24 protein-coding genes and 2 tRNA genes are annotated in these 25,104 nt (G+C 66.8%); 17 read left to right on the plus strand and 9 right to left on the minus strand.

The window, feature by feature from the left end; genetic code table 11:
* Positions 1-23: 23 nt before the first annotated feature.
* Complete coding sequence (locus tag DV704_RS01325) at positions 24-1,814, plus strand: RNB domain-containing ribonuclease (RefSeq protein WP_114797749.1); 1,791 nt, start codon at positions 24-26, stop codon at positions 1,812-1,814.
* 2 nt (positions 1,815-1,816) lie between these two features.
* On the opposite strand, the gene DV704_RS01330 is transcribed toward DV704_RS01325, so the two are convergent.
* From DV704_RS01330 to leuC, 7 genes are read right to left on the minus strand one after another with little or no spacing between them, the layout of a single operon-like run.
* Positions 1,817-3,400: a sensor histidine kinase gene (locus tag DV704_RS01330; protein ID WP_114797750.1), complete on the minus strand. Its 1,584-nt coding sequence runs from the start codon at positions 3,398-3,400 to the stop codon at positions 1,817-1,819.
* A 14-nt stretch (positions 3,401-3,414) separates the two neighbouring features.
* Positions 3,415-4,188 (minus strand): RNA methyltransferase, encoded by a 774-nt coding sequence (locus DV704_RS01335; RefSeq protein ID WP_114797751.1) that lies wholly within the window; start codon positions 4,186-4,188, stop codon positions 3,415-3,417.
* A 16-nt stretch (positions 4,189-4,204) separates the two neighbouring features.
* Positions 4,205-5,869 (minus strand): dihydroxy-acid dehydratase, encoded by a 1,665-nt coding sequence (gene ilvD / locus DV704_RS01340; RefSeq protein ID WP_114797752.1) that lies wholly within the window; start codon positions 5,867-5,869, stop codon positions 4,205-4,207.
* A 15-nt stretch (positions 5,870-5,884) separates the two neighbouring features.
* A complete protein-coding gene (gene leuB, locus DV704_RS01345) occupies positions 5,885-6,940 on the minus strand; it encodes a 3-isopropylmalate dehydrogenase (protein WP_114797753.1) in 1,056 nt (351 codons plus the stop codon).
* Between the two features lie 10 nt (positions 6,941-6,950).
* On the minus strand, positions 6,951-7,553 hold the full coding sequence (gene leuD, locus DV704_RS01350) for a 3-isopropylmalate dehydratase small subunit (protein ID WP_114797754.1): 603 nt from the start codon (positions 7,551-7,553) through the stop codon (positions 6,951-6,953).
* Positions 7,553-7,762 (minus strand): hypothetical protein, encoded by a 210-nt coding sequence (locus DV704_RS01355; RefSeq protein ID WP_233498195.1) that lies wholly within the window; start codon positions 7,760-7,762, stop codon positions 7,553-7,555. The genes leuD and DV704_RS01355 overlap by 1 nt, the downstream gene beginning before the upstream one ends.
* 51 nt (positions 7,763-7,813) lie before the next feature.
* Positions 7,814-9,235 carry a 3-isopropylmalate dehydratase large subunit gene (gene leuC, locus DV704_RS01360; RefSeq protein WP_114798003.1) on the minus strand — a complete coding sequence of 474 codons (1,422 nt, stop codon included), beginning with the start codon at positions 9,233-9,235 and terminating at the stop codon, positions 7,814-7,816.
* A 200-nt stretch (positions 9,236-9,435) separates the two neighbouring features.
* Here leuC and mfd point away from each other — a divergent pair, with 200 nt between their 5' ends.
* Complete coding sequence (mfd, locus tag DV704_RS01365; RefSeq protein ID WP_114797755.1) at positions 9,436-12,384, plus strand: transcription-repair coupling factor; 2,949 nt, start codon at positions 9,436-9,438, stop codon at positions 12,382-12,384.
* Here mfd and DV704_RS01370 read toward each other — a convergent pair.
* Positions 12,369-12,896: a DJ-1/PfpI family protein gene (locus tag DV704_RS01370; RefSeq protein ID WP_114797756.1), complete on the minus strand. Its 528-nt coding sequence runs from the start codon at positions 12,894-12,896 to the stop codon at positions 12,369-12,371. The genes mfd and DV704_RS01370 overlap by 16 nt on opposite strands.
* A gap of 63 nt (positions 12,897-12,959) precedes the next feature.
* Between DV704_RS01370 and DV704_RS01375 the strand changes: the two genes are divergently transcribed.
* From DV704_RS01375 to DV704_RS01395, 5 genes are all read left to right on the plus strand, one after another.
* Complete coding sequence (locus DV704_RS01375) at positions 12,960-13,676, plus strand: hypothetical protein (RefSeq protein WP_233498196.1); 717 nt, start codon at positions 12,960-12,962, stop codon at positions 13,674-13,676.
* Between the two features lie 48 nt (positions 13,677-13,724).
* The gene (locus tag DV704_RS01380) at positions 13,725-14,975 is read left to right on the plus strand and encodes a S41 family peptidase (RefSeq protein WP_114797758.1); all 1,251 of its coding nucleotides are present in this window, start codon (positions 13,725-13,727) and stop codon (positions 14,973-14,975) included.
* Between the two features lie 125 nt (positions 14,976-15,100).
* Positions 15,101-15,469, plus strand: a complete 369-nt coding sequence (locus tag DV704_RS01385; protein ID WP_114797759.1) for a hypothetical protein — start codon at positions 15,101-15,103, stop codon at positions 15,467-15,469.
* A 37-nt stretch (positions 15,470-15,506) separates the two neighbouring features.
* Positions 15,507-15,582 (plus strand) — tRNA-Ala (locus DV704_RS01390).
* A 201-nt stretch (positions 15,583-15,783) separates the two neighbouring features.
* Positions 15,784-15,975, plus strand: a complete 192-nt coding sequence (locus DV704_RS01395; protein WP_114797760.1) for a hypothetical protein — start codon at positions 15,784-15,786, stop codon at positions 15,973-15,975.
* Positions 15,976-15,978: 3 nt separating this feature from the next.
* Here DV704_RS01395 and DV704_RS01400 read toward each other — a convergent pair whose 3' ends face one another.
* Positions 15,979-16,551 (minus strand): thioredoxin family protein, encoded by a 573-nt coding sequence (locus tag DV704_RS01400; protein ID WP_114797761.1) that lies wholly within the window; start codon positions 16,549-16,551, stop codon positions 15,979-15,981.
* 96 nt (positions 16,552-16,647) lie between these two features.
* Between DV704_RS01400 and glmU the strand changes: the two genes are divergently transcribed.
* The 10 genes from glmU to rpsI all read left to right on the plus strand — a co-directional run bounded on the left by glmU (position 16,648) and on the right by rpsI (position 25,058).
* Positions 16,648-18,036, plus strand: coding sequence for a bifunctional UDP-N-acetylglucosamine diphosphorylase/glucosamine-1-phosphate N-acetyltransferase GlmU (gene glmU / locus DV704_RS01405; protein WP_114797762.1), 1,389 nt, complete (start codon positions 16,648-16,650; stop codon positions 18,034-18,036).
* Between the two features lie 57 nt (positions 18,037-18,093).
* Positions 18,094-18,330: a twin-arginine translocase TatA/TatE family subunit gene (locus DV704_RS01410; RefSeq protein ID WP_114797763.1), complete on the plus strand. Its 237-nt coding sequence runs from the start codon at positions 18,094-18,096 to the stop codon at positions 18,328-18,330.
* 12 nt (positions 18,331-18,342) lie between these two features.
* Positions 18,343-19,095, plus strand: coding sequence for a twin-arginine translocase subunit TatC (gene tatC / locus DV704_RS01415; RefSeq protein ID WP_114797764.1), 753 nt, complete (start codon positions 18,343-18,345; stop codon positions 19,093-19,095).
* A 45-nt stretch (positions 19,096-19,140) separates the two neighbouring features.
* The gene (locus tag DV704_RS01420; protein ID WP_114797765.1) at positions 19,141-20,217 is read left to right on the plus strand and encodes a bifunctional 3-deoxy-7-phosphoheptulonate synthase/chorismate mutase; all 1,077 of its coding nucleotides are present in this window, start codon (positions 19,141-19,143) and stop codon (positions 20,215-20,217) included.
* A gap of 37 nt (positions 20,218-20,254) precedes the next feature.
* Positions 20,255-21,220 (plus strand): 4Fe-4S dicluster domain-containing protein, encoded by a 966-nt coding sequence (locus DV704_RS01425; protein ID WP_114797766.1) that lies wholly within the window; start codon positions 20,255-20,257, stop codon positions 21,218-21,220.
* A 48-nt stretch (positions 21,221-21,268) separates the two neighbouring features.
* Positions 21,269-21,342: transfer RNA gene (locus DV704_RS01430), tRNA-Gln, on the plus strand.
* Positions 21,343-21,423: 81 nt separating this feature from the next.
* The gene (locus DV704_RS01435) at positions 21,424-21,819 is read left to right on the plus strand and encodes a response regulator (RefSeq protein ID WP_114797767.1); all 396 of its coding nucleotides are present in this window, start codon (positions 21,424-21,426) and stop codon (positions 21,817-21,819) included.
* Positions 21,820-21,863: 44 nt separating this feature from the next.
* A complete protein-coding gene (locus tag DV704_RS01440) occupies positions 21,864-24,107 on the plus strand; it encodes a transglycosylase domain-containing protein (protein ID WP_114797768.1) in 2,244 nt (747 codons plus the stop codon).
* Positions 24,108-24,231: 124 nt separating this feature from the next.
* On the plus strand, positions 24,232-24,672 hold the full coding sequence (gene rplM, locus DV704_RS01445) for a 50S ribosomal protein L13 (protein WP_114797769.1): 441 nt from the start codon (positions 24,232-24,234) through the stop codon (positions 24,670-24,672).
* Positions 24,672-25,058, plus strand: a complete 387-nt coding sequence (gene rpsI / locus DV704_RS01450) for a 30S ribosomal protein S9 (RefSeq protein WP_114797770.1) — start codon at positions 24,672-24,674, stop codon at positions 25,056-25,058. The genes rplM and rpsI overlap by 1 nt, the downstream gene beginning before the upstream one ends.
* The last annotated feature ends 46 nt before the right edge of the window (positions 25,059-25,104 follow it).

Here is a 25,104-nt window from a genome sequence, read left to right on the forward strand (position 1 = left end):
ACCCTAGGGGTATCCTTAGGGGCGTGGCTGCGCTCGTCATCTACAAAGGCCGGCCTGCCCTGGCAGAGGAAAAAGGCGACAAGCTGGAGCTCCTCCTCCCCGATGGGGGCCGGGCCAGGGTTCGCCCCAAGGACGTGCTCCTCCTCCACCCAGGGCCTGCTTCCCTGGACCTGAAGGTGCCCCAGGGGGAGGCCGAGGCCGCCTGGGAGCTTCTGCAGGGGGAGCGGGTAAGTCTTCGGGAGCTGGCTGAGCTGGTCTATGGGGCCTTCACCCCGGAGGCTGCCTACGGGGCCTTCCTCCTGGCCCAGGCGGGGGAGCGCTTCGTGCTAGAAGGGGAGGGGGTGCGGGTCCGCACCCGGGAGGAGGTCCTGGCCCTGGAGGAGGCCAGAAAGCGCAAGGAGGAGCGGGAGAGGGCCTTCCAGGAGGCCCTGGAGCGCTTTCGCACCGGCCGTTTTCTCCCCGAGGACCGCCCCTTCCTCGCCGAGGTGGAGGCCCTGGCCCTGGGGGAGAAGCGGGAAAGCCGGGTGCTCAAGGCCCTGGGCCAGCCCGAGACCCCGGAGGCCGCCCACGGGCTCCTCCTCCGGCTTGGCCTTTGGCTTCGGGAAAACCCCCATCCGCGCCGGCTGGGCCTTCCCCTCACGCCCCCAGAGCTTCCCGTGCCCCCCTTGCCCCAGGAGGACCGGGTGGACCTCACCCACCTTCCCGCCTTCGCCATAGACGACGAGGGGAGCCAGGACCCGGACGACGCCCTCTTTGCCGAGAAGGTGGCGGAGGGGTTCCGCCTCCTGGTGCACGTGGCCGATGTGGCCGCCCTGGCGCCCCCGGGAAGCCCCCTGGACGAGGAGGCCATGCGCCGGGGGGCCAACCTCTACCTGCCCGAGGGCACGGTGCCCATGCTCCCCTTGGCCGTCACCCAGGCCTTGGGCCTGGGGCTGGGGGAGGTTTCCCCCGCCCTCACCTTTGAGCTTTGGGTCTCGGAGGCGGGGGAGCTCCTGGAGGAAAGGCTTTACCTGAGCTGGGTGCGGGTGCAAAGGCTCACCTACGGGGAGGCCCTGGGGGTGCCTGCGCTTTCCCCCCTAAGGGCGGTGGCCCAGGCCTTTTACCGCAAGCGGCTTGCCCAAGGGGCCCTGGACATCCAGCTTCCCGAGGTGAAGGTGCGGGTGGAGGAGAGCGAGGTGCGCCTCACGCCCCTGCCCCCTTACGAGAGCCGCCTCTGGGTGCGGGAGGCCATGCTCCTGGCGGGGTATGCCGCCGCGCACCTGGCCCTGCGGGAGGGGCTTCCCTTCCCCTTCGCCACCCAGGAGGCCCCAAGCCGCCGGGTGGAGGGGGAGGGCCTGGCTGCCATGTGGGAGCAGCGCAAGGCCCTAAGGCGGGCCCAGCTCAAGGCGGTTCCCGCCCCCCACAAGGGGCTTGGCCTGCCCCTTTACGCCCAGGTGACGAGCCCCCTAAGGCGCTACCTGGACCTGGTGGCCCACCAGCAGCTCAGGGCCTGGCTCAAGGGGGCAAGGCCCCTTTCCCAAGGGGAGCTTCTGGAGCGGGTGGGGGCGGCGGAGGCGGTGGCCGATCTGGTGCGGGAGGCGGAGCGCAAGAGCAAGCTCCACTGGACCCTCCTCTACCTGAAGGAAAGGGGCTATGAGGGGCCGGGGGTCTTGGTGGAAAAGCGGGGTGGACAGGGGGTTTTCCTCCTACCGGAGTTGGCCCTCACCGCCCAGGTAGCCCTCTCCCAGCCCCTGCCCCTGAACGCGGCGGTCGTGCTGCGCTTTTTGGAGGCCGATTTAGCAGGTCTGGAGGGCCGCTTTGCCTTGGCGCCCTAGGGTCAGAAGGGCAGCTCGGCCCGCACCAGGGTTCCCTGTCCCTCGAGGGACTCCACCCAAAACTGCCCTCCTCGAGCCTCGACCCGCTCGCGCATCTGCATCAGGCCGAAGCCGCCCATGCTGTTTGGGGTGTGGTCTGCCCTGAACCCCTTGCCATTGTCGCGCACCTCCAGCACCCCGCCCCGTTCGCCCAGGGGCGTGAGGGTGATCTGGACCAGGCTAGGCCTGCCGTGCTTGGCCGCGTTGGCCAGGGCCTCCTGCAAAACCCGAAAAAGGACCAGCTCCGAGGCCTGGGAAAGCCCGATTTTCTCCGGTAGGCTGAGCCGGATGCGAAAACCGGCCTGCTCGGCAAAGGCCTGGGCGTAGCGCCGCACCGACTCCAGGAAGCCGTAGCGCTCGAGGTCAATGGGCCTCAAAGCAAAGATGCTCCGCCGCACCTCGCGGATCTGGGCGCGCAGGGTGTCCTTGACCTGCTGCAGCTCTTCCCGCGCCCGGCTGGGGTCGCTTTCCAGCAGGCGCTCGGCCAGGTCGAGCTTGAGGGCCATGAAGGCCAGGGCCTGCGCCACCCCGTCGTGGATTTCGCGGGCGATGCGGTTGCGCTCCTCGGTCAGGGCCAGCTCCTCGGCCCTCAGGTAGGCCTGGGCGTTGCGCACGGCCAGCGTAACCTGGGCAGCCAGGAAGCGCAGGAAGGGCAGCCGCTGGCGCAGGTTCTCGGCCTCGCCCTGGATCAGCAGGAGGCCCACCACGCTTTTTTCCCTGAGCGGCACGGCCAGAAGCTGTGTCTCCACGAAGACCGGGGCCTCCAGGGCCTCCTTCCAGGGGCCTTGGGGGAGGAAGGCGTGGGGCGAGAGGGATAGGTTGCGCATGGCCTGGGGCTGCAAAAAGCCCTCCTCGTCCAAAAGCAGCACCCCTCCGCCCCCAGCCTGGGCCCAGTCCAGGATGCGCTCCAGAAGTCTTTCCAAAAGCCTCTCCAGGTTGGCCTCGGCCCGCAGCGCCTGGTCGACCTCGTAAAGGGTGAGCAGGTCCCGGCTGCGGGAACGGGCCGACTCCAGCGCCCCGGCCACCTCGGTGGCCAGCACCCCCAGGAAGTTCTTCTCGTCTGCGGAGAGGGGTGGGGGAAGGGCGACCTCGAGCCGCCCCGCCATCCCCGGCAGGGGCATCTCGTAGACCTGGGTGGGAACGAAGCCCGCCGAGGTGGCCCGCACCCCCTCGAGCGAGATGGCCACCTCGCGCCCCAGGGCCCGGGCCACCTCCTGGGCTGCGGCCGACAGGGCCTGCTCCAGGTTGTCTGCAGCCGAGGCCCGCCGCAGGATGTTGCCCGCTGTAAGAAGCCGCCGGTTGACCTCCTCCAGCGCCCGCTGCGCCTCCTCGCGCTCCTGTACCTGCTGGGCGATCCACTCCAGGGTCATCCAGGTAACCAGAGGCCCCACCAGGCCGTAGAATCCCAGGCGCAGCCAGAAGGCCGCGGGCTGCCCCTCGTAGGGCCCCAGGGAGAGCTCGAACAGCACCACCACCAGCACAATGGCCAGCGGCAGCACCAGCCGGTACAGCCGGATGAGCCGGTACAGGCTCGGCACCGCTTGCATGGCTCGAGCTTACCCTAGGCCTCGGGGTCGGTCTTGCGCCGTCCGTGGGCGGCGTACCAGCGGCTTTGGTGGAGGAAGCCGCGCAGAAACTGCACCTCGCCCGGGGTCAGGTGGGCCTTGTGCAGCAGGCGGCGGAATCGGCGCATGGTGTAGGGCAGCCGGCGCTCGTCGGTGAAGCCGATGCGCAAGACGTACTCCCTCAGGTCCTCGAAGAGGCGCTCCAGGGCCTCCCGCTCGGCCAGGGGGTCGGGGAGGGGCGGGGGCGGGGTCTGGGCCAGGCAGAAGACCTCGTAGCACAGGATGAGCACCGCCTGGGCCAGGTTGAGGCTGGGCTGCTTGGGCGAGGTAGGGATGCGCACGATAAGCTGGGAAAGGTCGATCTCCTCCTTGGTAAGGCCCGAGGTCTCTCGGCCGAAGACCAGCGCCACCACCCCTTGTGGTGCTACGCGGGCCACTGCCTCAGCCATGGGCCTGGGCCCCACCAGGGGGCCGGTGTATATCTCCCGCTCGCGCACGGTGGTGCCTACCACCAGCCGGGCCTCGGCCACTGCCTCGGGCAGCCGCGTCGCCACCTTCAGGCCCGCCAGCACCTCCTCGGCGTGCACCGCCAAACGGTAGGCTAGGGAGTCCTTGGGGGGTTTTTCCAGGTCCTCCAGCACCCTGGGCTCGGGGGCTACCAGCCAGAGGTCCTCCAGGCCGAAGTTCTGCATGGCCCGCGCCACAGCCCCCACGTTCATGGGCTCCTGGCTGCCTACCAGCACGACGCGGATGTTTCTGAGCCAGTCCATCGGCCCTAGCCTACGCCTACTCGGGCCTCAGGAGCACCGCCCCCTCTCGAGCACTGCTCACCAGAGCAGCGTAGCGGGCGAACAGGCCGGTTTTGTAGTGGGGCTTGGGCGGCTTCCAGGCCCTGGCCCGCTTGGCGAGCTCTTTTGGGGAGACCTCGAGGTCCAGAATTCCCCGGTCGCAGTCGATGGATATGATATCCCCTTCCTCGACCAGGGCGATGGGGCCGCCCACCTGGGCCTCGGGGGCCACGTGGCCAATCATCAACCCCCTCGTGCCCCCCGAGAAACGTCCATCCGTTACCAGCGCCACATAGGGGCCAAGCCCCTCGCCCACCAGGGCCGAGGTCACCGAGAGCATCTCGGGCATCCCCGGGGCTCCCTTGGGCCCCTCGTAGCGGATGACCACCACGTCCCCGGGCTTGATCTTTTTCTTCAACACGGCCTTCATGGCCGCCTCCTCGCCGTCGAAGACCCGGGCCGGGCCGCGGAAGACTTTGGTCTCGGTGCCGACCAGTTTGAGCACAGCCCCCTCCGGGGCCAGCGTGCCCTTCAGCACCCGCAGGCCGCCCTCGGGCTTGAAGGGGTTCTGGGCGGTGGCGACCACTTTTTGCCCGGGGGTCTCCTGGGCGTCCTTGGTCTCTTCCCACAGGGTCTTGCCGCTTATGGTCATCTGGTCGCCATCGATGAGCCCGCCTTCTATAAGCCGCCGAATGACCAGGGGAATACCCCCAGCCTCCCAAAGCTCCCAGGCGGTGTACTGCCCCCAGGGGCGCATGTCAGCGATAACGGGGGTCTTGCGCGAGATCTTATCGAACTCCTCCAAAGTGAGCTTGATGCCGGCCTCCCGGGCCACGGCCAGAAGGTGCAGCACCGCGTTGGTGGAGCCCCCAGTGGCGGCCACCGCTGCGATGGCGTTGGTGAAGGACTTCTTGGTGAGGAAGCTTTTGGGTGTGCGGCCATGCCGAATGGCATCGGCCAGAATCCGCATGGCCCGGCGCCCGGCCTCCTTTTTCTCCGGGGCTACGGCAGGGATGGCGTTGTAGCCGATGGGGGAGAAGCCCATCACCTCCAGCACCATGGCCATGGTGTTGGCGGTGTACTGCCCTCCGCAGGCCCCAGGGCCGGGAACCGCGGTGCGCTCCACCTCCAAAAGCTCCTCCTCGCTGATTTTTCCTGCGGCATACTCGCCCACCGCCTCGAAAACCGAGACGATGGTCTGCTTCTTGCCGCGGAGGACTCCGGGGGCAATCGAGCCTCCATAGAGCACCAGGCTGGGCACGTTGGCCCGGATCACCCCCATCATGCCCCCGGGGTTGGTCTTGTCGCAGGCCACCAGGGCCACCATCCCGTCGTAGAGGTAGCCCTGGGCGATGAGCTCGATGGAATCAGCTATGACCTCGCGGCTTATCAAGGAGGCCCGCATGCCCACCGTGCCCATGCTGATGCCGTCGGAGATGGCCGGGGCGCCGAACTCAAAGGTTTGGAAGCCCGCTTCCCGGGCGGCCGCCTTGAGGTCGGCGGCCAGCTCCCGCAGGTGGAAGTTGCAGGGCATCCCCTCGGTCCAGGTGTTGACGATGCCCACCCAGGGGAGCTTGAACTCCTCGTCGCCAATGCCCACCGCCCGGAGCATGGCCCGGGCTGGGGCTTGCTTGGGGCCTTTTTTGATGATGTCGGAGCGCATGGTCACCTCGGGGAATCAGCCCACCCTTGCCTGGGCTAAGGCAGCAACGACCTGCCGGGTGAAGGCCTCGGTGCGGGCGGTGCCGCCCAGGTCGGGGGTGGGGTTTTGCCGCAGGGCCTGAGCCACCGCCGCCTCTATGGCCCGGGCCGCTTCGGGGCGGTTCAGCGCATAGGTGAGCAGCATGGCCGCCGAGAGGATGGCCGCGGTGGGGTTGGCGATGCCCTTGCCGGCGATGTCAGGGGCTGAGCCGTGGACAGGCTCGAAGAGGGGGGTCTTCTCGCCCAGGCTGGCCGAGGGCAGCAGGCCCAGCGAGCCCGGCAGCACGCTTGCGAGGTCGGAGAGGATGTCGCCGAAGATGTTGCCGGTCACCACCACATCGAAGCGGCTGGGCCGGGTGACCAGGTGCATGGCCATGGCGTCCACGTACTGGTGCTCCAGGGCCACGTCGGGGTAGTCTTGGTGCACCTCGTCCACGGTCTTGCGCCAGAACTCGCCCACCTCGAGCACGTTGGCCTTGTCCACGCTGCAGACCTGGCCCCGCCGCTTGCGGGCGGCCTCGAAGGCCACCCGGGCGATGCGCTCCACCTCGGGCTTGCTGTAGCGCTCGGTATTCCAGGCCTCGGCCTCGCTCATGCCCCGGGGCTCGCCGAAGTAGATGCCGCCGGTGAGCTCGCGAATTACCAGCACGTCCACCCCCCGGGCAATCTCGGGCTTGAGGGGGGAGAGGTGCTCCAGGCCCGGCAGCACCTTGGCGGGCCGGAGGTTGGCGTAAAGCCCGTGGGCCTTGCGCAGCGCCAGGAGGCCGGTCTCGGGCCGGATGGGGCGGGGCACGTTGTCCCACTTGGGGCCGCCAATGGCCCCCAGCAGGATGGCGTCGGCCTCTAAGCAGCCCTTGCGGGTTATCTCGGGAAAGGGTTCACCGTGGGCGTCGATGGCGTTGCCCCCAAAGGGAAAGGTCTCGAACTCCAGCCCCAGGCCGAACACCCCGTCGGCGGCCTTGAGCACCTCCACCGCCGCGTGGGTCACCTCAGGGCCAATACCGTCCCCGGGCAGCAGGGCGATCTTGGGCATGGCGCTCCTTTCAGCCGAGGCTGGCCTTGGGCAGCCGGGCGTGGGCCTCCTCGATCAGCTCGGCAGCCTCCAGCAGGTCGGCGATGGGGTCCCAGCGGCCCTCCACCAGGGCTTTCCTGGCGGCAGGGGGCATCTCGACGGGGAAGGCGCGGTCGGCATAGCGCACCTCGAGCCGCTCGAGGTCCACCGTGACCTCCAGGCTGGGGTCCGCCTCGATGGCCTGGGCCAGGGCCTGGATGTCGGCCTTGGCTGCCCGCACGCAGGGCATGGAGAGGGTGGTGGCGTTGCCGAAGAAGATCTCAGCGAAGCTCTCGCCCACCAAAGCGCGGAAGCCCGCCCGGTAGATGGCCTGGGGGGCGTGCTCGCGCGAGGAGCCGCAGCCGAAGTTGGCCCCCACCAGCATGATCGAGGCCCCCTGGAAGCGGGGGTCGTTCAGGGGGTGGGGCTTGGGGCTGCCGTCGGGGTTGTAGCGCTCGTCGCGAAACAAAGCCTCGCCCAGCCCGTCAAAGGTGACCACCTTCAAGTAACGGGCTGGGGTAATGCGGTCGGTGTCTATGTCGTCGCCGGGGACGTATACGGCGCGTCCCCTCACTTGCCGGATGGGTTCTAGCATTACTCCTCCTTGTCCCTGAAAAAAGCCATGATGTTCCAGATGCCCACGATGGCGGCGGCCGCCGAGAGGGCAAAGCCCAGGGTAAAGACCAGCCAGGCCGCGGTGGGGTTTGCTTCCAGGTTGCCCAGCCAAACCCCCAGGGTGGCGATGGAGAGCAGGACCGAGAGGGCCATCAGCGCCACCCCCAAGAGCAGCTTCCTAGGTGCCAAGCCCACCTCCTGGGCGTGTGTTTCCCATATCCCCAGGCTAGCACAGGGGGCCTAGGCCCCTACCAGCTCGGCCCCGAAGACCTCCCGCGCGTCGCTAATGCGGCCGGTAACCGCGGCGGCCACCACCATCACCGGGCTCATCAGGACGGTGCGGCCGGTGGGGCTGCCCTGGCGGCCCTTGAAGTTGCGGTTGGAGGAGGAGGCGCAAAGCTCGTCCCCCACCAGCCGGTCGGGGTTCATAGCCAGGCACATGCTGCACCCGGCCCCGCGCCACTCAAACCCAGCCTGGCGGAATATCTCGGCGATGCCCTCCTCCTCGCACTGCCGGGCGACCTGCTGCGAGCCCGGCACCGCGATGGCCCGCACCCCCGGGGCCACCTTGCGGCCCTTGAGGTATTTGGCCGCCTCGCGGAAGTCGGAGATGCGCCCGTTGGTGCAGCTTCCCAGGAAGGCCACGTCCACCTTCACGCCCTTGATGGGCTGGCCCGGCTTCAGCTTCATGTGGGCCAAAGCCTCCTCGATGGCCGCCCGCTGGGCCTCGGGGTAGTGGGCGGGGTCCGGCACCCGCTCGTCGATGGCGCAGCCCTGGCCGGGGTTGATGCCCCAGGTCACGGTGGGGGCGATGTCTTCGGCGCGGATGTTCACCACGTCGTCGTAGTGGGCATCGGGGTCCGAGGCCAGCGCCCGCCAGCGGGCCACCGCCTTGTCCCACTCCTCCCCTTTGGGCGCGTAGGGCCGGCCCTTCAGGTAGGCGAAGGTGGTCTCGTCGGGGTTGACATAGCCGATGCGGGCGCCCCCCTCGATGCTCATGTTGCAGACCGTCATCCGCTCCTCCATGCTGAAGCGCTCGAAGACCTCCCCGCCGTACTCGTAGGCGTAGCCCAGCCCCCCGTTGACCCCGAGGGTGCGGATGATGTGCAGGATCACATCTTTGGCGTAGACCCCGGGGCCCAGCCGGCCGTTCACGTTGATGCGCCGGACCTTGAGCTTGCTCACCGCCATGGTCTGGGTGGCCAGGACGTCGCGCACCTGGGTGGTCCCGATGCCAAAGGCGATGGCCCCGAAGGCCCCGTGGGTCGAGGTGTGGGAGTCGCCGCAGGCGATGGTCATGCCGGGCTGGGTGATGCCGTTTTCGGGGCCGATTACGTGCACGATGCCCTGCCGCCCCGAATCCACATCGAAGAAGGTGATCCCGTGCTCGGCCACGTTCTTGCGCAGCTCGCGGATCATCTCGTCGGCCTGGGGGTCCTCGAAGGGCTCTAAAAGCGAGTGGGTGGGCACGATGTGGTCCACGGTGGCGAAGGTGCGCTCGGGGTAGCGCACCTTGAGCCCCAGGTCGCGCAGCATGCCGAAGGCCTGCGGGCTGGTGACCTCGTGGATCAGGTGAACGTCGATGAAGAGCTGGGTTTGTCCGTTGGGCAGGGTGCGGAGGGCGTGGGCCTCCCAGACTTTCTCGTACAGGCTTTTTCCCATCTTGCTCTCCTGGATGCCGAGAGACCCCAGAGAGGCCCCGGGGTCCCGCTCCACGCTGCCTGGACCCCTCCTAGGAGCCTAGACGGCGTGGCTTTGCTCGGTGCGACATCAAGCCTGAGTATAGACTTTGGTATACCAAAAGGTCAAGCCCGGGTGGAGTAGACTAGGGCCTTGGGCCCCTAGGGGCCCAGTCTGTTGGCATGACGCTTACCGAGCCTGAACTGTTGAACCGCTACCTGCCCGGCCTGCCCCAGGTGGCCCGGGCCCTGCTCTTTGCCCGAGCAAATGGTTCCCGCCTGCTTCTGTGCCCTCCCGAGCGGCTTGCCCTTTACCAGGACCTCTCGGCCTTGGGGGTTCCGGCCTATGTGAACCCTGGTCTGGAGGCCTGGGGCGAGGCCCAGGTGGTGGTGATGAGCTACGAGGAGGCCCTGGCCCCCTTTCCCGAGGACCCCGCGGCCTGGCGCTTGGGCCTTCAGGTGGGCCAGCGCTACCTGCGCGAGGCCCTGCTGGAGCAGCTGGCCCGCATGGGGTATGTGCGGGGGGAGGACTTCGAGGTGCGGGGGGAGGTTTTGGAGCTGGGGGAGGTGCGCTTGGAGTTCTACGGCGATGAGCTGGAGGGCCTGTGGGTGGCAGGGGAGGCCCGGCCGCGCCATCTCCTCACCCCCCGGCCGGGCAAGGCCGAAGGGTGGGGATCCCACAAGCTGCGCCACTTTCCGGGAACGGTCTTCCTGGATACCCCGGCCCTGGCCCCTGCCGAGCTGTGGCCCCTTCTGGAGGGGCGGGCGCTGGTCAGCTTTGGCCTGGGGGGGCCCGAGCTTCCCCCCTTGCACCTGCCCTACCAGCCCCTGCCTCCCTACCGGGCGCGGGTCTCGAGGTTCGTGGAGGACGTGGGGCGCTGGCTTGGGGAAGGCTACGCGGTGGTCTTATTCTACCGCCACTCCAAAAGCCTGGGTTACCTGCGCCAGAAGCTGGCGGGCTTGCCGCTGCGGACGCTCTCGGTCCTCGAGCTCCGCCCAGGGAGCCTCAGCCTGGTGCCTGCGCCCTTCGAGGGGGCCTTTTTGGACCCGGAGGCCCGCACGGTCTACCTGAGCGAGGCCCACCTCTACGCCTTCGGGGGGGGCGAGGCCCTGCGGCGCCGGGTGGTGGGGGGTGAGGTGGCCGATCCTGGGGCTTTGGCCGTGGGCGATTACCTGATCCACCCCGAACACGGCATCGGGCAGTACCTGGGGCTAGAGACCCGCGAGGTGCTGGGGGCCAAGCGGGACTACCTGGTGCTGCGCTACGCGGGGGAGGCCCGGCTGTATTTGCCGGTCGAGCAGCTACCCTTCCTCAAACGCCACCCCGGCACCACCGACGACCCGCCTGCTCTCTCCTCCCTAGGTAAGGGCGAGTGGAAAAGGCGCCGGGAGCGGGCGGCCAAGGACGCTTTAGAGCTTGCCCAGCGCCTGCTGGTGCTGCACGCCAAGCGCGAGGCCACCCCGGGCCGCGCCTTTGGCCCTCTGCCGGAGTGGGACCCCCTGGTCGAGCGCAATTTCCCCCACACCCTCACCCCCGACCAGAAGAGGGCTTTGGAGGAGACCCTGCGCGACCTCGAGGCCCCCCGCCCCATGGACCGGCTCATCTCGGGCGACGTGGGTTTTGGCAAGACCGAGGTGGCCCTCCGCGCAGCCTTCCGGGTGGTGGGGCATGGGGCCCAGGTGGCCCTTCTGGTGCCCACCACCCTTCTGGCCGAGCAGCACCGGGAAACCTTCCAAAGTCGCCTGGCAGGGCTTCCGGTGCGGGTGGCGGCGCTTTCGCGCTTTACCCCCGAGCGGGAGGTGCGCGAGATTCTGAAAGGGTTGGAAGCAGGCACGGTGGACATCGTTATCGGCACCCACCGGCTTCTTTCGCCCGACGTGCGCTTCAAGGACCTGGGCCTTTTGGTGGTGGACGAGGAGCACCGCTTTGGGGTGGCCCAGAAGGAGCGCATCCGCGAGCTCAAGGAGGCGGTGGACACCCTGTACCTCTCCGCCACCCCCATTCCCCGCAGCCTCTACAGTGCGCTGGTGGGCCTCAGGGACCTCTCCAGCATCCAGACCCCACCCCCAGGCCGCAAGCCCATCCGCACCGTGCTCGCCCCCTTCGACCCTGCTTTGGTGCGGCAGGGTATCATGGACGAGCTCGAGCGGGGCGGCAAGGTCTTTTACGTGCACGACCGGGTGGCCACCATTCCGGCCCGGCGCAAATACCTAGAGACCCTGGTGCCCGAGGCCCGCATCGGGGTGGTGCACGGGCAGATGGGCGAGGCCGAGGTGGAGGAGACCATGCTGGCCTTCGCCGAGGGGGCCTTCGATGTGCTTTTGGCCACCACCATCATCGAGTCGGGCCTCGACATCCCCGAAGCCAACACCATCCTGGTGGAAAGGGCGGACAAGCTGGGCCTGGCCGCGCTCTACCAGCTCAGGGGGCGGGTGGGCCGGCGCGACCAGGAGGCCTGGGCCTACCTCTTCCACCCCCTTCGCCTCACCGAGGGGGCCGAGCGGCGGCTTGCCGCCCTGGCCGACCTCTCGGACCTGGGCTCGGGCCATCTTCTGGCCGAGAAGGACATGGAGATAAGGGGGGTGGGAAACCTTCTGGGCCCTGAGCAGCATGGGCACATCCGCGCGGTGAGCCTGGAGGTTTACACCGAGCTGCTCGAGGAGGCCATCCGCAAGCTCAGGGGCGAGGAAATGGAACCCGAACGGCACGTTACCCTCGACCTACAGCTCTCGGCCCGCCTCACCCCGGAGTACATCCCCAGCCCCGCAGCCCGCAGCCGCTACTACGGCCGGCTGGCCGAGTGCAAGAACCTGGCCCAGCTCTCCCGGCTGGTCAAAGAGCTGAAGGAGCGCTACGGCCCGGCCCCCGAGGAGGTGGAGAACTTCCTGGCCCTCACCCGCCTGCGCCTTCTGGCCGAGGGGCGGGGGGTGGTTTCCATCACCGAGGACCTGATCTACCTGCAGATTGCCTTTGCCAAGCCGGGTTTCGACTACGACGCCAAGGCCCTGCGCGAGCTGCCCTTCCGGGTGGAGCCCACCCAGTATCCCCCGGGCTTCCGCATTCCCAAGAAGGGGTTGCAGGGGCGCGGGGTGGTGCAGGCCTTGAGCGAGGTGCTCTACCTGGTGGGTTGAAGGCCCAGGTGGGTCCAGATGCTTGCTGCAGGGTTGGCCCAGTCCAAGAGGGCCTGCAGCAGGGCAAGGTAGCCCTGGGTGGTGCAGAGCTTCCCCTGCCAGTGATAGGGGGCCGCCACCGGCTCCAGGTGGGCTGCACGAAGGGCCTCGTGAGCCAGCGGATGGGCAGCGGCTTTGCCCGAGAGATGGCCGGCCTCGAGCAAGAACAAGGCCCCGTTGGCCCCGGTCCAGACTGCCTGAAGCCCTTCCCAAACCTCCTCCAGCCAGGCCCGGTGCTCTGCCTCCCGGCCCAGCCTGCGCATCTGGGACCCCCCTGGGATTACCAGCAGCTCGAGCCCGGGGCGGGCTGCCAGGGTGTACTTGGGTGTCCAGACCGCCCCGGCATTTCCCTCCAAGGAGGCGCGGCTGCGGGCCAGGGTGAAGCCCTCCCACTGCAGAAGTCGGGCCACCTCTAGGGCCAGCGCGGCCTCAGCCTCCAAAAAGCCTGGGGTGAGCAGGACCCCCATCCGCATGGCCCCATGCTACTAGAGCCACGGCCTTACCCGGGCTAAAGACTCCCGCGCTATCCTAGCCGCATGGGACGAGTCGGTTGGTACGGGATGGTGCTCCTGCTGGCGGGAAGCTGGGCCCAGGCCCAGGTGGCGCCGGAGGCCGCTCGAATGCTGGACAGGATGCGCCTGGCCCACGGGGGGGCGGCGCTGGCGGGCTTGCGCACCTACCAGGAGACCGCCACCCTCACCACCTTTGCCGGTCCAGCGCCGGAGCGGAGCCTGACCGTGGTTTCCTACGTGGACTTCACCCGGGGCTGGCTGCGCCTGGAGTACCGGGATGGAACCAGGCCCATCCAGATACTCCAGGTCACGCCCTCGGGGGGGGAGAGCTGGAGCATGGAGGGGGGAAGGCGGCGGCTCGAGCCCGATTTCGCCCGGGAGTTGCGCCGCGGCCTCCACCAGACCTGGTATGGCCTGCGGCTGGGCGGCAGCGGGCGGGAGATGGCCCAGCTCCTGGGCCAGCGCACCTTTGGCGACCTCACCGGCTGGGCCCTTGTGGTGCGCACCCAGGGCAGCCAGACCACCTACCTGGTAGACCGGCAAAACCGCCTTCTAGCTGAGCGCTACGAGAGCCAGCAAGGCCAGCTCACGGTCCTGTACGCCGACTGGCGGGTGGTAGGTGGGGTTCGCATTCCCTTCCGCGCCCGTCTTTACAGCGAGGGGGTTTTGTTTGCCGAGGTAAGGGTGCGGGAGGCCCTGGTCAACCCTCCCCTGGGGCCCGAGACCTTCCGGTTGCCCTGATGTGACCTGGACAACCCAAAAAAAGGCCCCGAGGGGTAAGAATGAAGCATGCTCAAACGGGGGTTGTGGGGGCTGGTCCTCCTCCTCGGGCTGGCGCTGGCCAGCCCGGCCCAGGACCTGTTCAACGAGGCCAGCCGACTTTTGTCCAGCTACTATGGGGGCTTTGCCCAACTCAGGATTGAGGAGCTCAGGCAGAAGTACCAGCAGGAGCTGGAGAAGGCCTGCGCCCAGGAGGCAACCTGCCCCACCCAGAAGGCCCACCCGGTAATCCAGGCTCTGGTGGCCGAGGTGGGTGACCGCCACACCCGCTTTTTTACCCCGGAGGAGTACGCCGAGATTCAGCGGCGGCTGTCGGGTGGGCAAAGCAGCCGTCCCCAGCTTGGGGTGCAGCTCCAGGTGGTGCCGGGGCTGGCTGGGCTTGTGGTGGTGGAGGTGCTGAGCGAAAGCCCTGCCGAGGAGGCCGGGCTGCGCCGGGGCGACCGCATTCTGGCAATAAACGGCGAGCCTCTTCCGGAGGCCGAGTCGGAGCGCCTTGCGTTCCTGCGCGAGCGGGTGGGCGAGCTTCCCCTTAGCCTCACCATAGAGCGGGCCCAAAGGCGCCTGGAGGTGGTGGTGCAGCCCCGCGTCATTTCGCTGCGCCAGCTTCCCAGCCTGGTGCTGCGCCCCGATGGGGTGGCGGTGCTGCGCATCCCCTCCTTCAGCGGTTACCAGCAGGTGGGGCCGCGCATCCATGAGCTGGTGCGCCAGGCCCAGGCAGGGGGGGCCTGGGGCATGGTCGTGGACCTGCGCAACAACGGGGGAGGCCTCCTGAGCGAGTGCCTGGTGGGGGCCGGGGCCTTTGTGGAGGAGACCTACCGGCGGCTGGAGGACAACCTGCGCCCAAGCGAGCAGGGGTACAAAAACGGCTACTACTACTTCCGCTCGGGTGGCCAAGAGCGTCCGCAGTACCTGGTGCAGCCTGCCCGCTGGACGGGCCCGGTGGTGGTGCTGGTCAACGAGCGCACCGCTTCCTGCGCAGAGTTCTTCACCTTCGACCTGCAGGAAGGGCGCAAAATCCCGGTGATCGGGCAGCCTACCGCCGGGGTGGGCAACACCACCACCATCTTCCTGCGCCTTTTTGACGGCTCGGGCCTGCAGGTCACCACCGCCAAGGCCCAGCGCAGGGACGGGAGCTACTACCAAGACCGGGTCATCCCCGACCTGAGCCTGGCCGAGGACTGGGGAGCGCTGGCAGAGGGACGCGACCTGCTTTTGGAGAAGGCGGTGGAGCTTCTGGCCAAGATGGCGGGGAGGTTCTAGACCCTGGCTTTGCAGAGTGGTGCAGCTTGCGGGGGCTGTGAGCTAGGGCTCCTGCGGGATTATCTGCAGGCTTTCTTTAGCTGTTTCACATGTTTCAACCCCTTCCTAGCCCTAGAGTTGGCGGTATGAAATGGCTTTTTGCCCTCGCGCTGGTATCCTCGTTGGCACTGGCCCAGATTCGCGTTAGCGTGGAGACGCTCCCTCCCCCTACCCTAACCCTGAGCGCTGAGCTGCGGGTCACGCTGGTGCCGGGGGTTGTTGTGGTGGAAAGGGTGCCCGAGCCCCAGGGAATTCTGGTGGTCTATCGGAGCAGCCGCGCGGCCGAGGTTTACGAGCACCATCACCGCGACCTGGTGGCCCGGGGGTGGGTCCGGGTCAAGTATCAGGCCGAGGAGGGGCGCTACAAAGCCGAGTACCGCCGCGGCAAGGCCAAGGCCAAGCTCGAGGTGCGCGACCAGCGGGGGCGTATCGAGGTGCGGATAAAGGAAGGCTAGACATCGGCTGGCTCCTGGCATAGACTAAGCGATGCCTGGGGCCGTGGCGCAGTTGGGAGCGCGCTTGAATCGCACTCAAGAGGTCGGGGGTTCGAGTCCCCTCGGCTCCACCAAAAACCCGGCGGGCCCGGGTTTTTTCTTTTAGGCGGTATAGCTACAAGCTTTTCTACACCAGCCTACCTTTGAGATTGTGTAGCCCATTCAAAGGTACAAACCCACTGGTGTAACCCATTTGGTATACCTGCATTGCTGGGTGTAGAGATGCGAGGTCTAGCTTAGAACAAGCCCACACAAATTCACCTACCCTAGGGGCTATGGAAAGCATTCTCACCACTGCGCAGCCCGCTTCCAAACTTCCCCAGTACCCCCAGCGCAACGAGCGCCCAGCCCGCCTGATCATCAGCCGCCCCCAGCCCAGGTGCCCGGTCAAGGTGATTTGGGAGGGCTTCCGCATGAGCAAGGCCTGGGGCGACGCCCTCGAGACCTACGGCCTCGAGCAGGAGTAAGGGCTATCCCTGGCCGATGGTTACAGTGGGCTCATTGCCGGGTTTCCATTTGATGGTGCACCCAATCGCGTCGGCCCGGGTAAAAGGAGGCTCGGCCCCCTGGGTAAGGGCCTCCAGCACCAGCGCCAGCGTATGCTCGCTCACCCCTTCGGGGTTTTTAGGCTGGTCGTTGACCCGGCCGTGGTAGCGGAGCCTGCGCTCCGAGTCGAATACGAAGGCCTCGGGGGTGCGCAGGGCCTTGTAGGCTTTGGCGGTGGTCTGGCTTTCGTCTAGAAGATAGGGGAAAGGGATGCCGTGCTCCTTGGCGAAGGTCCGCATGCCCTCCGGGGAATCCTCGGGGTAGCGGGTGTAGTCGTTGGGGTTTATGCCCACGAAGGCCACCTGCCCCTGGTACTTCTTCGCCAGGTCCACGATTTCCTTGATGGAGCCCTTCACGTAGGGGCAGTGGTTGCACATGAATAGCACCACCAGTACGGGCTCGGAAAACTCCGAAAGCCGTCGAGGCTTGCCGTCGAGGTCGGGAAGCTCAGCGTCAATCAGCGGGGCGCCTAGGGCTAGTTGGTCGTACTGTAGCATAGCTGCATGTTACCCCAACCCCCTCCCGCCCAGCCAGCGGGTTCATAAGCGCGCCCTATGCTTTTCTTCTCAAGGCGCAATACAATCGGTTAGGTTATGGCGCATGCGGTGGTAATCCTCGCGGCCGGTCTGGGCACCCGGATGAAGTCCAAGCTGCCCAAGGTGCTCCACCCCCTGCTGGGGAAACCCCTGGTGGGCTACTGCATCGATGCGGCCTTCCAAAGTGGGGCCGAACGGGTGGTGGTGGTGGTGGGCCACGGGGCCGAGCAGGTGCGGCAGGCTTTTGCCAGCCATCCCCGGCTGGTCTTTGTGGAACAAAAAGAGCAGCTCGGCACCGCCCACGCTCTGGCCCAGGCCGAGGCGGTGCTGGCCGACTTCCCCGGACCCATCGTGGTTACCCAGGGCGACACCCCGCTCACCCGCCCCGAGACCCTGAAGGGTTTGGTGGAGGTGCTGAGGCGGGAGCAGGCCGGGATGGCCCTTCTCACCATGAGGCTTCCCGACCCCACCGGCTATGGGCGCATTGTGCGGGACGAAAAGGGAGAGATTTTGCGCAATGTGGAGCAAAAGGACGCCCGCCCTGAGGAACTGGCCATCCAGGAAATCAACCCAGGGGTATACTGCTTTGACGCCTCACTTTGGGCAATGCTCCGGCGGGTGGATAACCAAAACGCAGCGGGCGAGTACTACCTGCCCGACCTCATCCAAATCTACCGCGCGGCAGGGCAGAAAGTGGCCTCCCTCGAGGCCAAAGACCCAGAGGAGCTCCTGGGGGTCAACTCCAGGGCCCAGCTCGCCCAGGTGGAGGCGGTGCTGCTCGGTCGCCTGCGGGCCCACTGGATGGCCCAGGGGGTGCGGATGGTGCTGCCGGAGACGGTCTACCTCGAGCCCAGCGTGGAGCTGGCCCCGGATGTGGTCCTTTGGCCGGGCGTCGTCTTGCGGGGCCAGACCCGCCTGGGGGAGGGGGTGGAGGTGGGTGCCTACGCGGTGCTCACCGACACCACCGTGGAGCCCTACGCCAAGGTGAAGTCCCACAGCGTCTGCGAGGGGGCCTACATCGAGCAGGGAGCCGATGCGGGGCCCTTTGCCCGGCTGCGCCCGGGGGCCTATTTGGAGCAGGAGGCGCATGTGGGCAACTTCGTCGAGGTCAAGAATGCCCGCCTGGGGCGGCGGGCCAAGGCCGGGCACCTGGCCTACTTGGGCGATGCCGAGGTGGGGGAGGAGTCCAACATCGGGGCGGGGGTCATCACCGCCAACTACGACGGGGTGCGCAAGCACAAGACCACCATCGGCAAGCGGGCCTTCGTGGGTTCCAACAGCGTCCTCATAGCCCCTGTGACCCTGGGGGATGGGGCTTTTGTGGCGGGGGGCAGCGCTATCAACCAGGATGTGCCGGCGGAGGCCTTGGCCATCGCGCGTGAGCGCCAACGAAACATCGAGGGCTACCGGCGCAGGCGCGAGCAGGAGACCTCTGGGGCTGGCTAGCCTGGGCTTTCAGTTCGGTTTCAGCTTGGGGAGTAAACTAAGGGTGAGGAGCGTGCCATGAACCTGGGAATGCCTGAGATTCTAATCATTCTGCTCATCGCCCTTTTGCTCTTCGGTCCGCGCAAGCTGCCGGAGCTGGGCCGCAGCCTAGGCCAGAGCATCCGGGAATTTCAGCGGGGAGTGCGGAACGTGCGCGAGGAGTTTGAAAAGGCCGCGGACGTGAAGGAGTTCAAGGAGATCAAAGAGGAGCTGAGCAAGCCGCTGGAGGAGAAGAAGCCCGAGGCCAAATCCTAGGAGGGGTGCACCATGCGGGAAGCCCCGTTGATGGAACACCTCGAGGAGCTACGCAACCGCCTGATTTGGTCCATCGTGGCCTGGGCGGTGATGACCGCTGTAGCCTTTTCCTTTCGCGTGCAGATTCTGGAGGCCCTGAAGCGGCCTTTGGACGTCTACAACCAGGATGCCTCCGTCAAGGCTGAGCTCATCGTTTTGAACATCACCGAGCCCTTCCTCACCGCCCTCAAGGTGGCGGCCTTTGGCGGGCTGGTCTTGGCCTTGCCCTTTATCGTTTACCAGATCTGGGCCTTTATCGCCCCGGGCCTCTACGACCACGAGCGGCGCCTGGCGGTGCCCTTCATCCTGGGGGCCGGCTTCAGCTTTGCGGTGGGCGTAACCTTCGCCTACTTCGTGCTGCTGCCCTTCGCGGTCCCTTTCCTGCTTGGATTCCTGGGCGACGTAATCACCCCGCAGATCTCCATAGGGATGTACATGGGCCAGGTGGTCACCTTTATGGCCCTGATGGGCATCCTCTTCGAGATGCCGGTGGTGAGCTACCTGCTGGCCAGGCTGGGCCTTCTTACCAGCCGCTTCCTGGCCGATAACTGGCGCATAGCCGTGGTGCTGCTGGTTACCCTGGCGGCCATCATTACCCCCACGGTTGACGTGGTCAACCTCAGCCTGGTCTCGGTGCCCTTGATGGTGCTCTACGGCATCTCCATTCTGCTGGTCAAGTGGGCTGAGCGCGGCCGACCCAAAGAGGCGGAGGCCAGCCCGGCCTGAGGCCGCGGGCTTGCCTTGGGGCGGCCGGCTTGGTATACCATGGTCATGGACCAACGCATTCTGGAGCTGCGCAAAGAAGTAGACCGCGTCAACCGCGAGATTCTCCGCCTCCTTTCCGAGCGGGGCCGGTTGGTCAGCGAGATTGGGCGGGTGCAGACCGAGCTCGGCCTGCCCCACTACGACCCCAAGCGGGAGGAGGAGATGCTGGCCTACCTGACCCAGGAAAACCCAGGGCCTTTCCCAAGCGAGACCATCCGACGGCTTTTCAAGGAGATTTTCAAGGCCTCCCTCGACCTGGAAGAACGCCAGGATAAGCAGAAGTTCCTCTACTCGCGCCAGGTCAAACCCGAGGACACCAAGGTGCGGGTCAAGGAGGTGGTCTTTGGCGAGGGCAAGGTGCTGGTGGCGGGGCCCTGCGCCATTGAGTCGGAGGAGCAGGTATTTTCCACCGCGCGTTTTCTGGCCGGGCATGGGGTGAAGGTGCTGCGCGGAGGGGCCTACAAGCCCCGGACCTCCCCCTACGGCTTCCAGGGCCTGGGTGAGCCGGGCCTCAAGCTGGGGCGCCAGGCCGCGGACGCCTACGGCATGGCTTTTGTGACCGAGGTGATGGACACCCGGGATGTGGAGCTGGTGGCCCAGTACGCCGACATCCTCCAGGTAGGTACGCGCAATGCCCAGAACTTCGCCCTTCTGCGCGAGGTAGGGCGGGCTGGCAAGCCTGTTTTGCTCAAGCGAGGCTTTGCCCAGACCATTGAGGAGTGGTTCTACAGCGCCGAGTACATCCTCTCGCAGGGGAACGCGGAGGTAATTCTGTGCGAGCGGGGTATCCGAACCTACGAGAAGTGGACCCGCAACACCCTGGACCTCTCGGCCGCGGTGCTGGCCAAGCAGCTCACCCATCTGCCGGTGATTGTGGACGTGACCCACGCAGCCGGACGGCGCGATCTGCTGGCCCCGCTGGCCCGGGCTGCTTTGGCGGCCGGGCTGGATGGGGTGCACGTGGAGGTGCACCCCAACCCCAAGGTGGCCCTTTCCGATAACGAGCAGCAGCTCGACTTCGCCCAGTTCGAGCAGTTCCTGCGGGCCATCGAGGACCTGATGCCCCGGGTGGCGAGGGTCTGATTGTTCAGGCGGCCCCAGCCCCTGTAGGCTCTTAAACGTGGGACTCTTCGATAACCTGGTAGGGGCTTTTCTCAAGCTCACCGACCCCACGCCCGACTACACCGGGCCGCGCTGTCTTCTAGAGCGCAACAGCGTGGGGGGATGCGACAAGTGCCAGCAGGTCTGCCCCCATCAGGCCATCACCCTGCAGAACTTCACCGTTGAGATAGACGAGGTACGCTGCACAAGCTGCGGTCTGTGTACCGCGGCCTGCCCTGGCCTCGCCCTGGAGTTCCCTTTGGGCTCCATCCAGGAGAAGCTACACCGGGGCAAGGGGCAGCTCCGCTGTTCCCGGGCCCCGGGGGCGGGGGACGAGGTGCACTGCCTAGGCCAGCTCACCCCTGGGCTTCTGGCCGAGGCAGGGGCCCGCTTCGGCCCCCTTACCCTGGCCCACGGCGACTGCGCTACTTGCCGGATTGGGGGGAGCAGTGTGCTCGAGCGGGTCCAGTGGGCCGTGGAGGAGGGGCGGCGCTACTTCCCTGGGCTCGAGGTGCACCTCCAGCAAGCCCCTCTGCGGGGGGCTGAGGTGGGCCGGCGAGAGTTCTTTGGAGCCCTTTTGGGAGGAGCTAAGCGCTCGGCTGCGGAGCTGGTGCCTAACCTCCCGTTGTTGCCGGATGAGCCCTACCAGGAGAAGCGCGCCGAACGGCCTGCGGAACTGCGCCTGCGCCGGGTGGCGGCCTACCGGGCACAAGCGGTGCGCTGGCCTAGGATTGCTGTAGGGGAGGGCTGCACGCTCTGTCCGGTCTGCACCAATGTGTGCCCTACCAAGGCGGTGGAACGCGAGCGCGCGCCGGGAGGGGAGGAGTACGTGCTGAGGCTCGAGGTCTCGGCCTGCACGGGCTGCGGGGCCTGCGTGGAGAGCTGCCCGCCTCAGGTAATTACCCTGACCGAGGCCAGCCGGGAGGAGGTCTTCGGAGAGCCTTTGGAGCTTTACCGGGGGGTTCCGCCCTGGTACGACCTGTAGTTTGACAGGGCAGAGCAGGCCCCCTAAAATACCCTTGCTGCCTGCTGCTGGGGCATCGTCTAATGGCAGGACAGCGGTCTTTGGAACCGCCGGTCGTGGTTCGAGTCCACGTGCCCCAGCCAACTCCCCCGGTTTAGCCCGGGGGATTTCTGTGACTTTTTACGGGGGGGCTGGGGGGTGGGTTTGGTAATATCAGGGCCAATATGGCAGATGCGCTCAGAAGCGAAAAAATCCTGGTGATTACCCCCAGCCCAGCCCTGCGGGCCCTTCTGGAGCTTTCCTTGGAGGAGGAGGGTCTGGAGGGTGTCTTTTATGAGAAGGCCCAGCAGGGGTTGGAGTTTTTGAAAAACCACACGCCGCGGGCCATTGTGCTGGACGACGTTGTAGAAATCGATCCCTTCTCCATCGCCACCCGGCTCAAGATGAGCCGCCGCCTGCGGGAGGTGCCGGTGGTGCTCCTTTTGAGCGACAACGATGACCGCACCAAGCTGACCGCCGAGTTTACCCGGGTAGAGCACGTGCTTTCCAAACCTCTGGATCGAAAGGCCTTTGCACAGATTCTTCGCAGTTTGCCCCAGCAGCAGCCGATCCAGAGGTGAGAATCTGCTGCGCCCCTCTAATCCTGGCCTGCTAGACTGGCTTTGTGCGAGGGCTATTCAGAATTCTGCGGGTGGCGCTGCTCGCCGCTTTCGTGGGCGCTGCGGCAGGGGGGGGCTACGTGGTCTGGCTTTTGCTGCGGGACCTACCCAGCCTGGAGGCCCTGGACAACCTGCGCTTTACCGCTACCTCCACCTTTTACACCCGCGACGGTGTTCCCATCGCCGACCTGGCCTCGGTGGAGGATGGGCGGGCCATTGCCCGGCAGTTGGTGCGCTTGAGCGATGTCTCGCCGGCAGCAATCGCAGCGGTGGTGGTTTCGGAAGACCAGCGCTTCTTCCGCCACTACGGCGTTGACCCGGTCCGCCTTTTGGGGGGGCTTTACTACACCTTGCGGGGCGATCTTCAGGGTGGTTCCACCATTACCACCCAGGTGGTCAAGAACACCCTGCTGCGCGAGCTGGCTTTGGAGCGCCGGGGCATCAGCGGCCTCGAGCGCAAACTCAAGGAATTCCCGCTGGCCATCCAGATCGAGCGGCGCTACTCCAAGGAAGAAATCTTGGAGCTGTACCTGAACGTGGTGCCCTGGGGGGGGAATGCCCAGGGGATATGGGCTGCGGCCCAGGCCTACTTTGGCAAGGACCCCTCCGAGCTCAATTTGGCCGAGGGGGCCTACCTGGCAACCCTAATACCGGCGCCCAATACCCGCTATCTCGACTACCCTGCCACCCGCCGCCGCATGCGCGTCTTGCTCAACAACATGGTGGCCGAGGGTTGGGTGAGTCCGGCCGAGGCCGAGGCAGCCTGGCGGTACAGGCTGGTGCCGCGGGGGTGGGAGGTGAGCTACGATGATGAGGGCAATCTGAAGGAGGCCAGGCTGGTGGACCCCAGCGTGCGGGTCATTCCTGAGCGCAACGTGCGGCTGGCTCCCTACTTCGTCTACGAGGTTCAACGCTACCTCAGGGAAAAGATCGGCGTCGACAAGCTCAGGAACCAGGGGGGGCTGCGCATCGTGACCACCCTCGACCTGAGGATGCAGGCGGCCGCCGAGAAGGCTGTTGCTGGGCGCCGGCTGCCCGACCAGGCCCAGCTTGCCCTGGTGGCCCTCGAGCCCAACTCAGGGGAGGTGCTGGCCATGGTAGGGGCCCGGCCAGGCACGGAAGGGGAGTTCAACCGGGCCACCCAGGCCTGGCGCAGCCCTGGTTCGGCCATCAAGCCCTTTACCTACGGGGTGGCCCTGGAGGCGGGCTGGACCCAGGCCACCACCGTGCTGGATGCCCCCGTCGAGTACCGCACCCCTCGGGGGGTCTGGCGGCCCAAGAACTTCGACGGCAAGTACCTGGATCGCCCTGTGAGCATCCGCTATGCCTTCGATCGCTCGCTCAACCTGCCGGCCATCCGCACGGCGGAGGCCATTGGCATCCAGCGCCTGGGCGATAAGCTGCGGGCGGCCGGCTTTCGTCTTACGGGCAACATGGCTGTGCTGGCCAACGCTATCGGCGGGGGCGCCGAAATTACACCCATGGGCTTGGCCGCTGCCTACGCCAGCTTTGTAAACGGCGGCTACTGGGTAGAGCCGCGCTTGGTGCTCAGGGTTGAGGATGCCGAGGGCCGTGTTATCTACCAGCCTGAAACCCGAAAGGTGCAGCTTTGGACGCCCCAGGTGGCCTACCAGATCTGGGACATGCTCAAGGGCTACGTCTACGACATACCCCCAGGTTTCCGCAGCAGCCTGGCTTGGCAGGCCCAGATTCCAGGACGGGTGGTGGGGGGCAAGACTGGTACCAGCGATGAGGCCATTGACCTGTGGTTTGCTGGGGCCACCCGGGGTCTAGTGGCCACCGTCTGGGTGGGACGCGACGACCACAAGCCCCAGCGTATGGGGGGGGTAGAGCCCAGCAGTTCGGTGGTCAATCCGCCCATTTGGCGCGACTTCGTGGAGGAGGCTTTGCGGGGCCGTCCGGCGGGCGACTTCCCCCAGCCGCCGGGGTTAGTGGCCGCCAGCTTCGACCTGCTTACCGGGAATCCGAGTTCCAGCGGGGTGGTGGCTCTTTTCCCGGCCGGCCAGGCAGAGCGGGTTCAGGCCCAGAGCCCAGCGGCGGTGCTGCGCGAGGCCCCGCCGCCCACCTATGTGGGCCGGCTCGGTCCAACGGTGGCCGATGCCGCTGTGTACCAAAGCCTGGCGCTGGACCGGGCTACTGGATGTTTAGCAGGCCCGGAGGTGCCTACCCATCGGCTGGTGTGGGTTCAGGTGCCCGAGGGCCGGGCCTCGGACTACCGTTGCCGCTGATGTTGCAAGGGGGGGAAGGGCCGTGCTATACTCCGCGTTGGCGCTTTTTTGGACCGGTGGCCCCGAGCCGGCCCAATAAAAGCAGAAAGTGCCCTGCGAAGGCGGTGGTAGGCGCCTTCGCCCAATGGAGACGGCTGTGTTCAAGACCTATGTTCCCGAACCCCAGGAGCCCGGTTGGGTTCTGATTGATGCGGCGGGCCAGCCCGTCGGGCGGTTGGCCTCGAGGATCGCCGCTATCCTGCGCGGTAAGCACAAGCCCCACTTCACCCCCAACATGGCCGTGGGGGACTGCGTGGTGGTCATCAACGCTGATAAGGTGGTGCTCAAGGGCTCCAAGCCCCGCACCAAGGTCTACACCCGCTACTCCGGCTACCCGGGCGGCCTGAAGCGCATTCCGGCCGCCGTGATGCTGGCCGAAAAGCCGGTCAGGGTGGTGGAGCACGCGGTCAAGGGCATGCTGCCCAAGGGACCATTGGGGCGGGTGATGTTCCGCCGGCTCAAGGTGTACGCCGGGCCCCAGCACCCCCATGCAGCCCAGAAACCGGTCAAGATGGAGGTCGGGTAATGGAGCAGTACTACGGCACGGGCCGCAGGAAGACCAGCGTGGCCCGGGTGTTCCTTCGCCCGGGAAGCGGCAAGATTGAGGTCAACCGCATGCCCTTTTCCGATTATTTCGGCGGCCTGGTGAAGGCGGTCTCGGCCCTCGAGCCCTTGCGCCGGGTGGACGTCGCCCACCGCTTCGACGCCTACATTACGGTAAGGGGCGGGGGCAAGTCGGGGCAGATCGATGCCATCAAGCTCGGCCTTGCCCGGGCGCTGGTGAACTACGACAGCGACCTCAGGGCCAAGCTGAAACCCGCTGGTCTGCTTTCCCGCGACCCCCGCGAAGTAGAGCGGAAGAAGTACGGCAAGCACAAAGCCCGCCGGTCGCCGCAGTACAGCAAGCGCTAGGCTCTCTCCTGCGAAGCCCCTGCCCCTGTAGGGCGGGGGCCCGCCT

The sequence above is a fragment of the Meiothermus sp. QL-1 genome (assembly GCF_003351145.1).
Lineage (GTDB): Bacteria > Deinococcota > Deinococci > Deinococcales > Thermaceae > Meiothermus.

Excerpts from the sequence above, each read along its gene's own strand:
- DV704_RS01330 (WP_114797750.1), bottom strand. The coding sequence starts at position 3,400 with ATGCAAGCGGTGCCGAGCCTGTACCGGCTCATCCGGCTGTACCGGCTG.
- DV704_RS01335 (WP_114797751.1), bottom strand. The coding sequence starts at position 4,188 with ATGGACTGGCTCAGAAACATCCGCGTCGTGCTGGTAGGCAGCCAGGAG.
- ilvD (WP_114797752.1), bottom strand. The coding sequence starts at position 5,869 with ATGCGCTCCGACATCATCAAAAAAGGCCCCAAGCAAGCCCCAGCCCGG.
- leuB (WP_114797753.1), bottom strand. The coding sequence starts at position 6,940 with ATGCCCAAGATCGCCCTGCTGCCCGGGGACGGTATTGGCCCTGAGGTG.
- leuD (WP_114797754.1), bottom strand. The coding sequence starts at position 7,553 with ATGCTAGAACCCATCCGGCAAGTGAGGGGACGCGCCGTATACGTCCCC.
- leuC (WP_114798003.1), bottom strand. The coding sequence starts at position 9,235 with ATGGGAAAAAGCCTGTACGAGAAAGTCTGGGAGGCCCACGCCCTCCGC.
- mfd (WP_114797755.1), top strand. The coding sequence starts at position 9,436 with ATGACGCTTACCGAGCCTGAACTGTTGAACCGCTACCTGCCCGGCCTG.
- DV704_RS01370 (WP_114797756.1), bottom strand. The coding sequence starts at position 12,896 with ATGCGGATGGGGGTCCTGCTCACCCCAGGCTTTTTGGAGGCTGAGGCC.
- DV704_RS01375 (WP_233498196.1), top strand. The coding sequence starts at position 12,960 with ATGGGACGAGTCGGTTGGTACGGGATGGTGCTCCTGCTGGCGGGAAGC.
- DV704_RS01380 (WP_114797758.1), top strand. The coding sequence starts at position 13,725 with ATGCTCAAACGGGGGTTGTGGGGGCTGGTCCTCCTCCTCGGGCTGGCG.
- DV704_RS01385 (WP_114797759.1), top strand. The coding sequence starts at position 15,101 with ATGAAATGGCTTTTTGCCCTCGCGCTGGTATCCTCGTTGGCACTGGCC.
- DV704_RS01395 (WP_114797760.1), top strand. The coding sequence starts at position 15,784 with ATGGAAAGCATTCTCACCACTGCGCAGCCCGCTTCCAAACTTCCCCAG.
- DV704_RS01400 (WP_114797761.1), bottom strand. The coding sequence starts at position 16,551 with ATGCTACAGTACGACCAACTAGCCCTAGGCGCCCCGCTGATTGACGCT.
- glmU (WP_114797762.1), top strand. The coding sequence starts at position 16,648 with ATGGCGCATGCGGTGGTAATCCTCGCGGCCGGTCTGGGCACCCGGATG.
- DV704_RS01410 (WP_114797763.1), top strand. The coding sequence starts at position 18,094 with ATGAACCTGGGAATGCCTGAGATTCTAATCATTCTGCTCATCGCCCTT.
- tatC (WP_114797764.1), top strand. The coding sequence starts at position 18,343 with ATGCGGGAAGCCCCGTTGATGGAACACCTCGAGGAGCTACGCAACCGC.
- DV704_RS01420 (WP_114797765.1), top strand. The coding sequence starts at position 19,141 with ATGGACCAACGCATTCTGGAGCTGCGCAAAGAAGTAGACCGCGTCAAC.
- DV704_RS01435 (WP_114797767.1), top strand. The coding sequence starts at position 21,424 with ATGGCAGATGCGCTCAGAAGCGAAAAAATCCTGGTGATTACCCCCAGC.
- rplM (WP_114797769.1), top strand. The coding sequence starts at position 24,232 with ATGGAGACGGCTGTGTTCAAGACCTATGTTCCCGAACCCCAGGAGCCC.
- rpsI (WP_114797770.1), top strand. The coding sequence starts at position 24,672 with ATGGAGCAGTACTACGGCACGGGCCGCAGGAAGACCAGCGTGGCCCGG.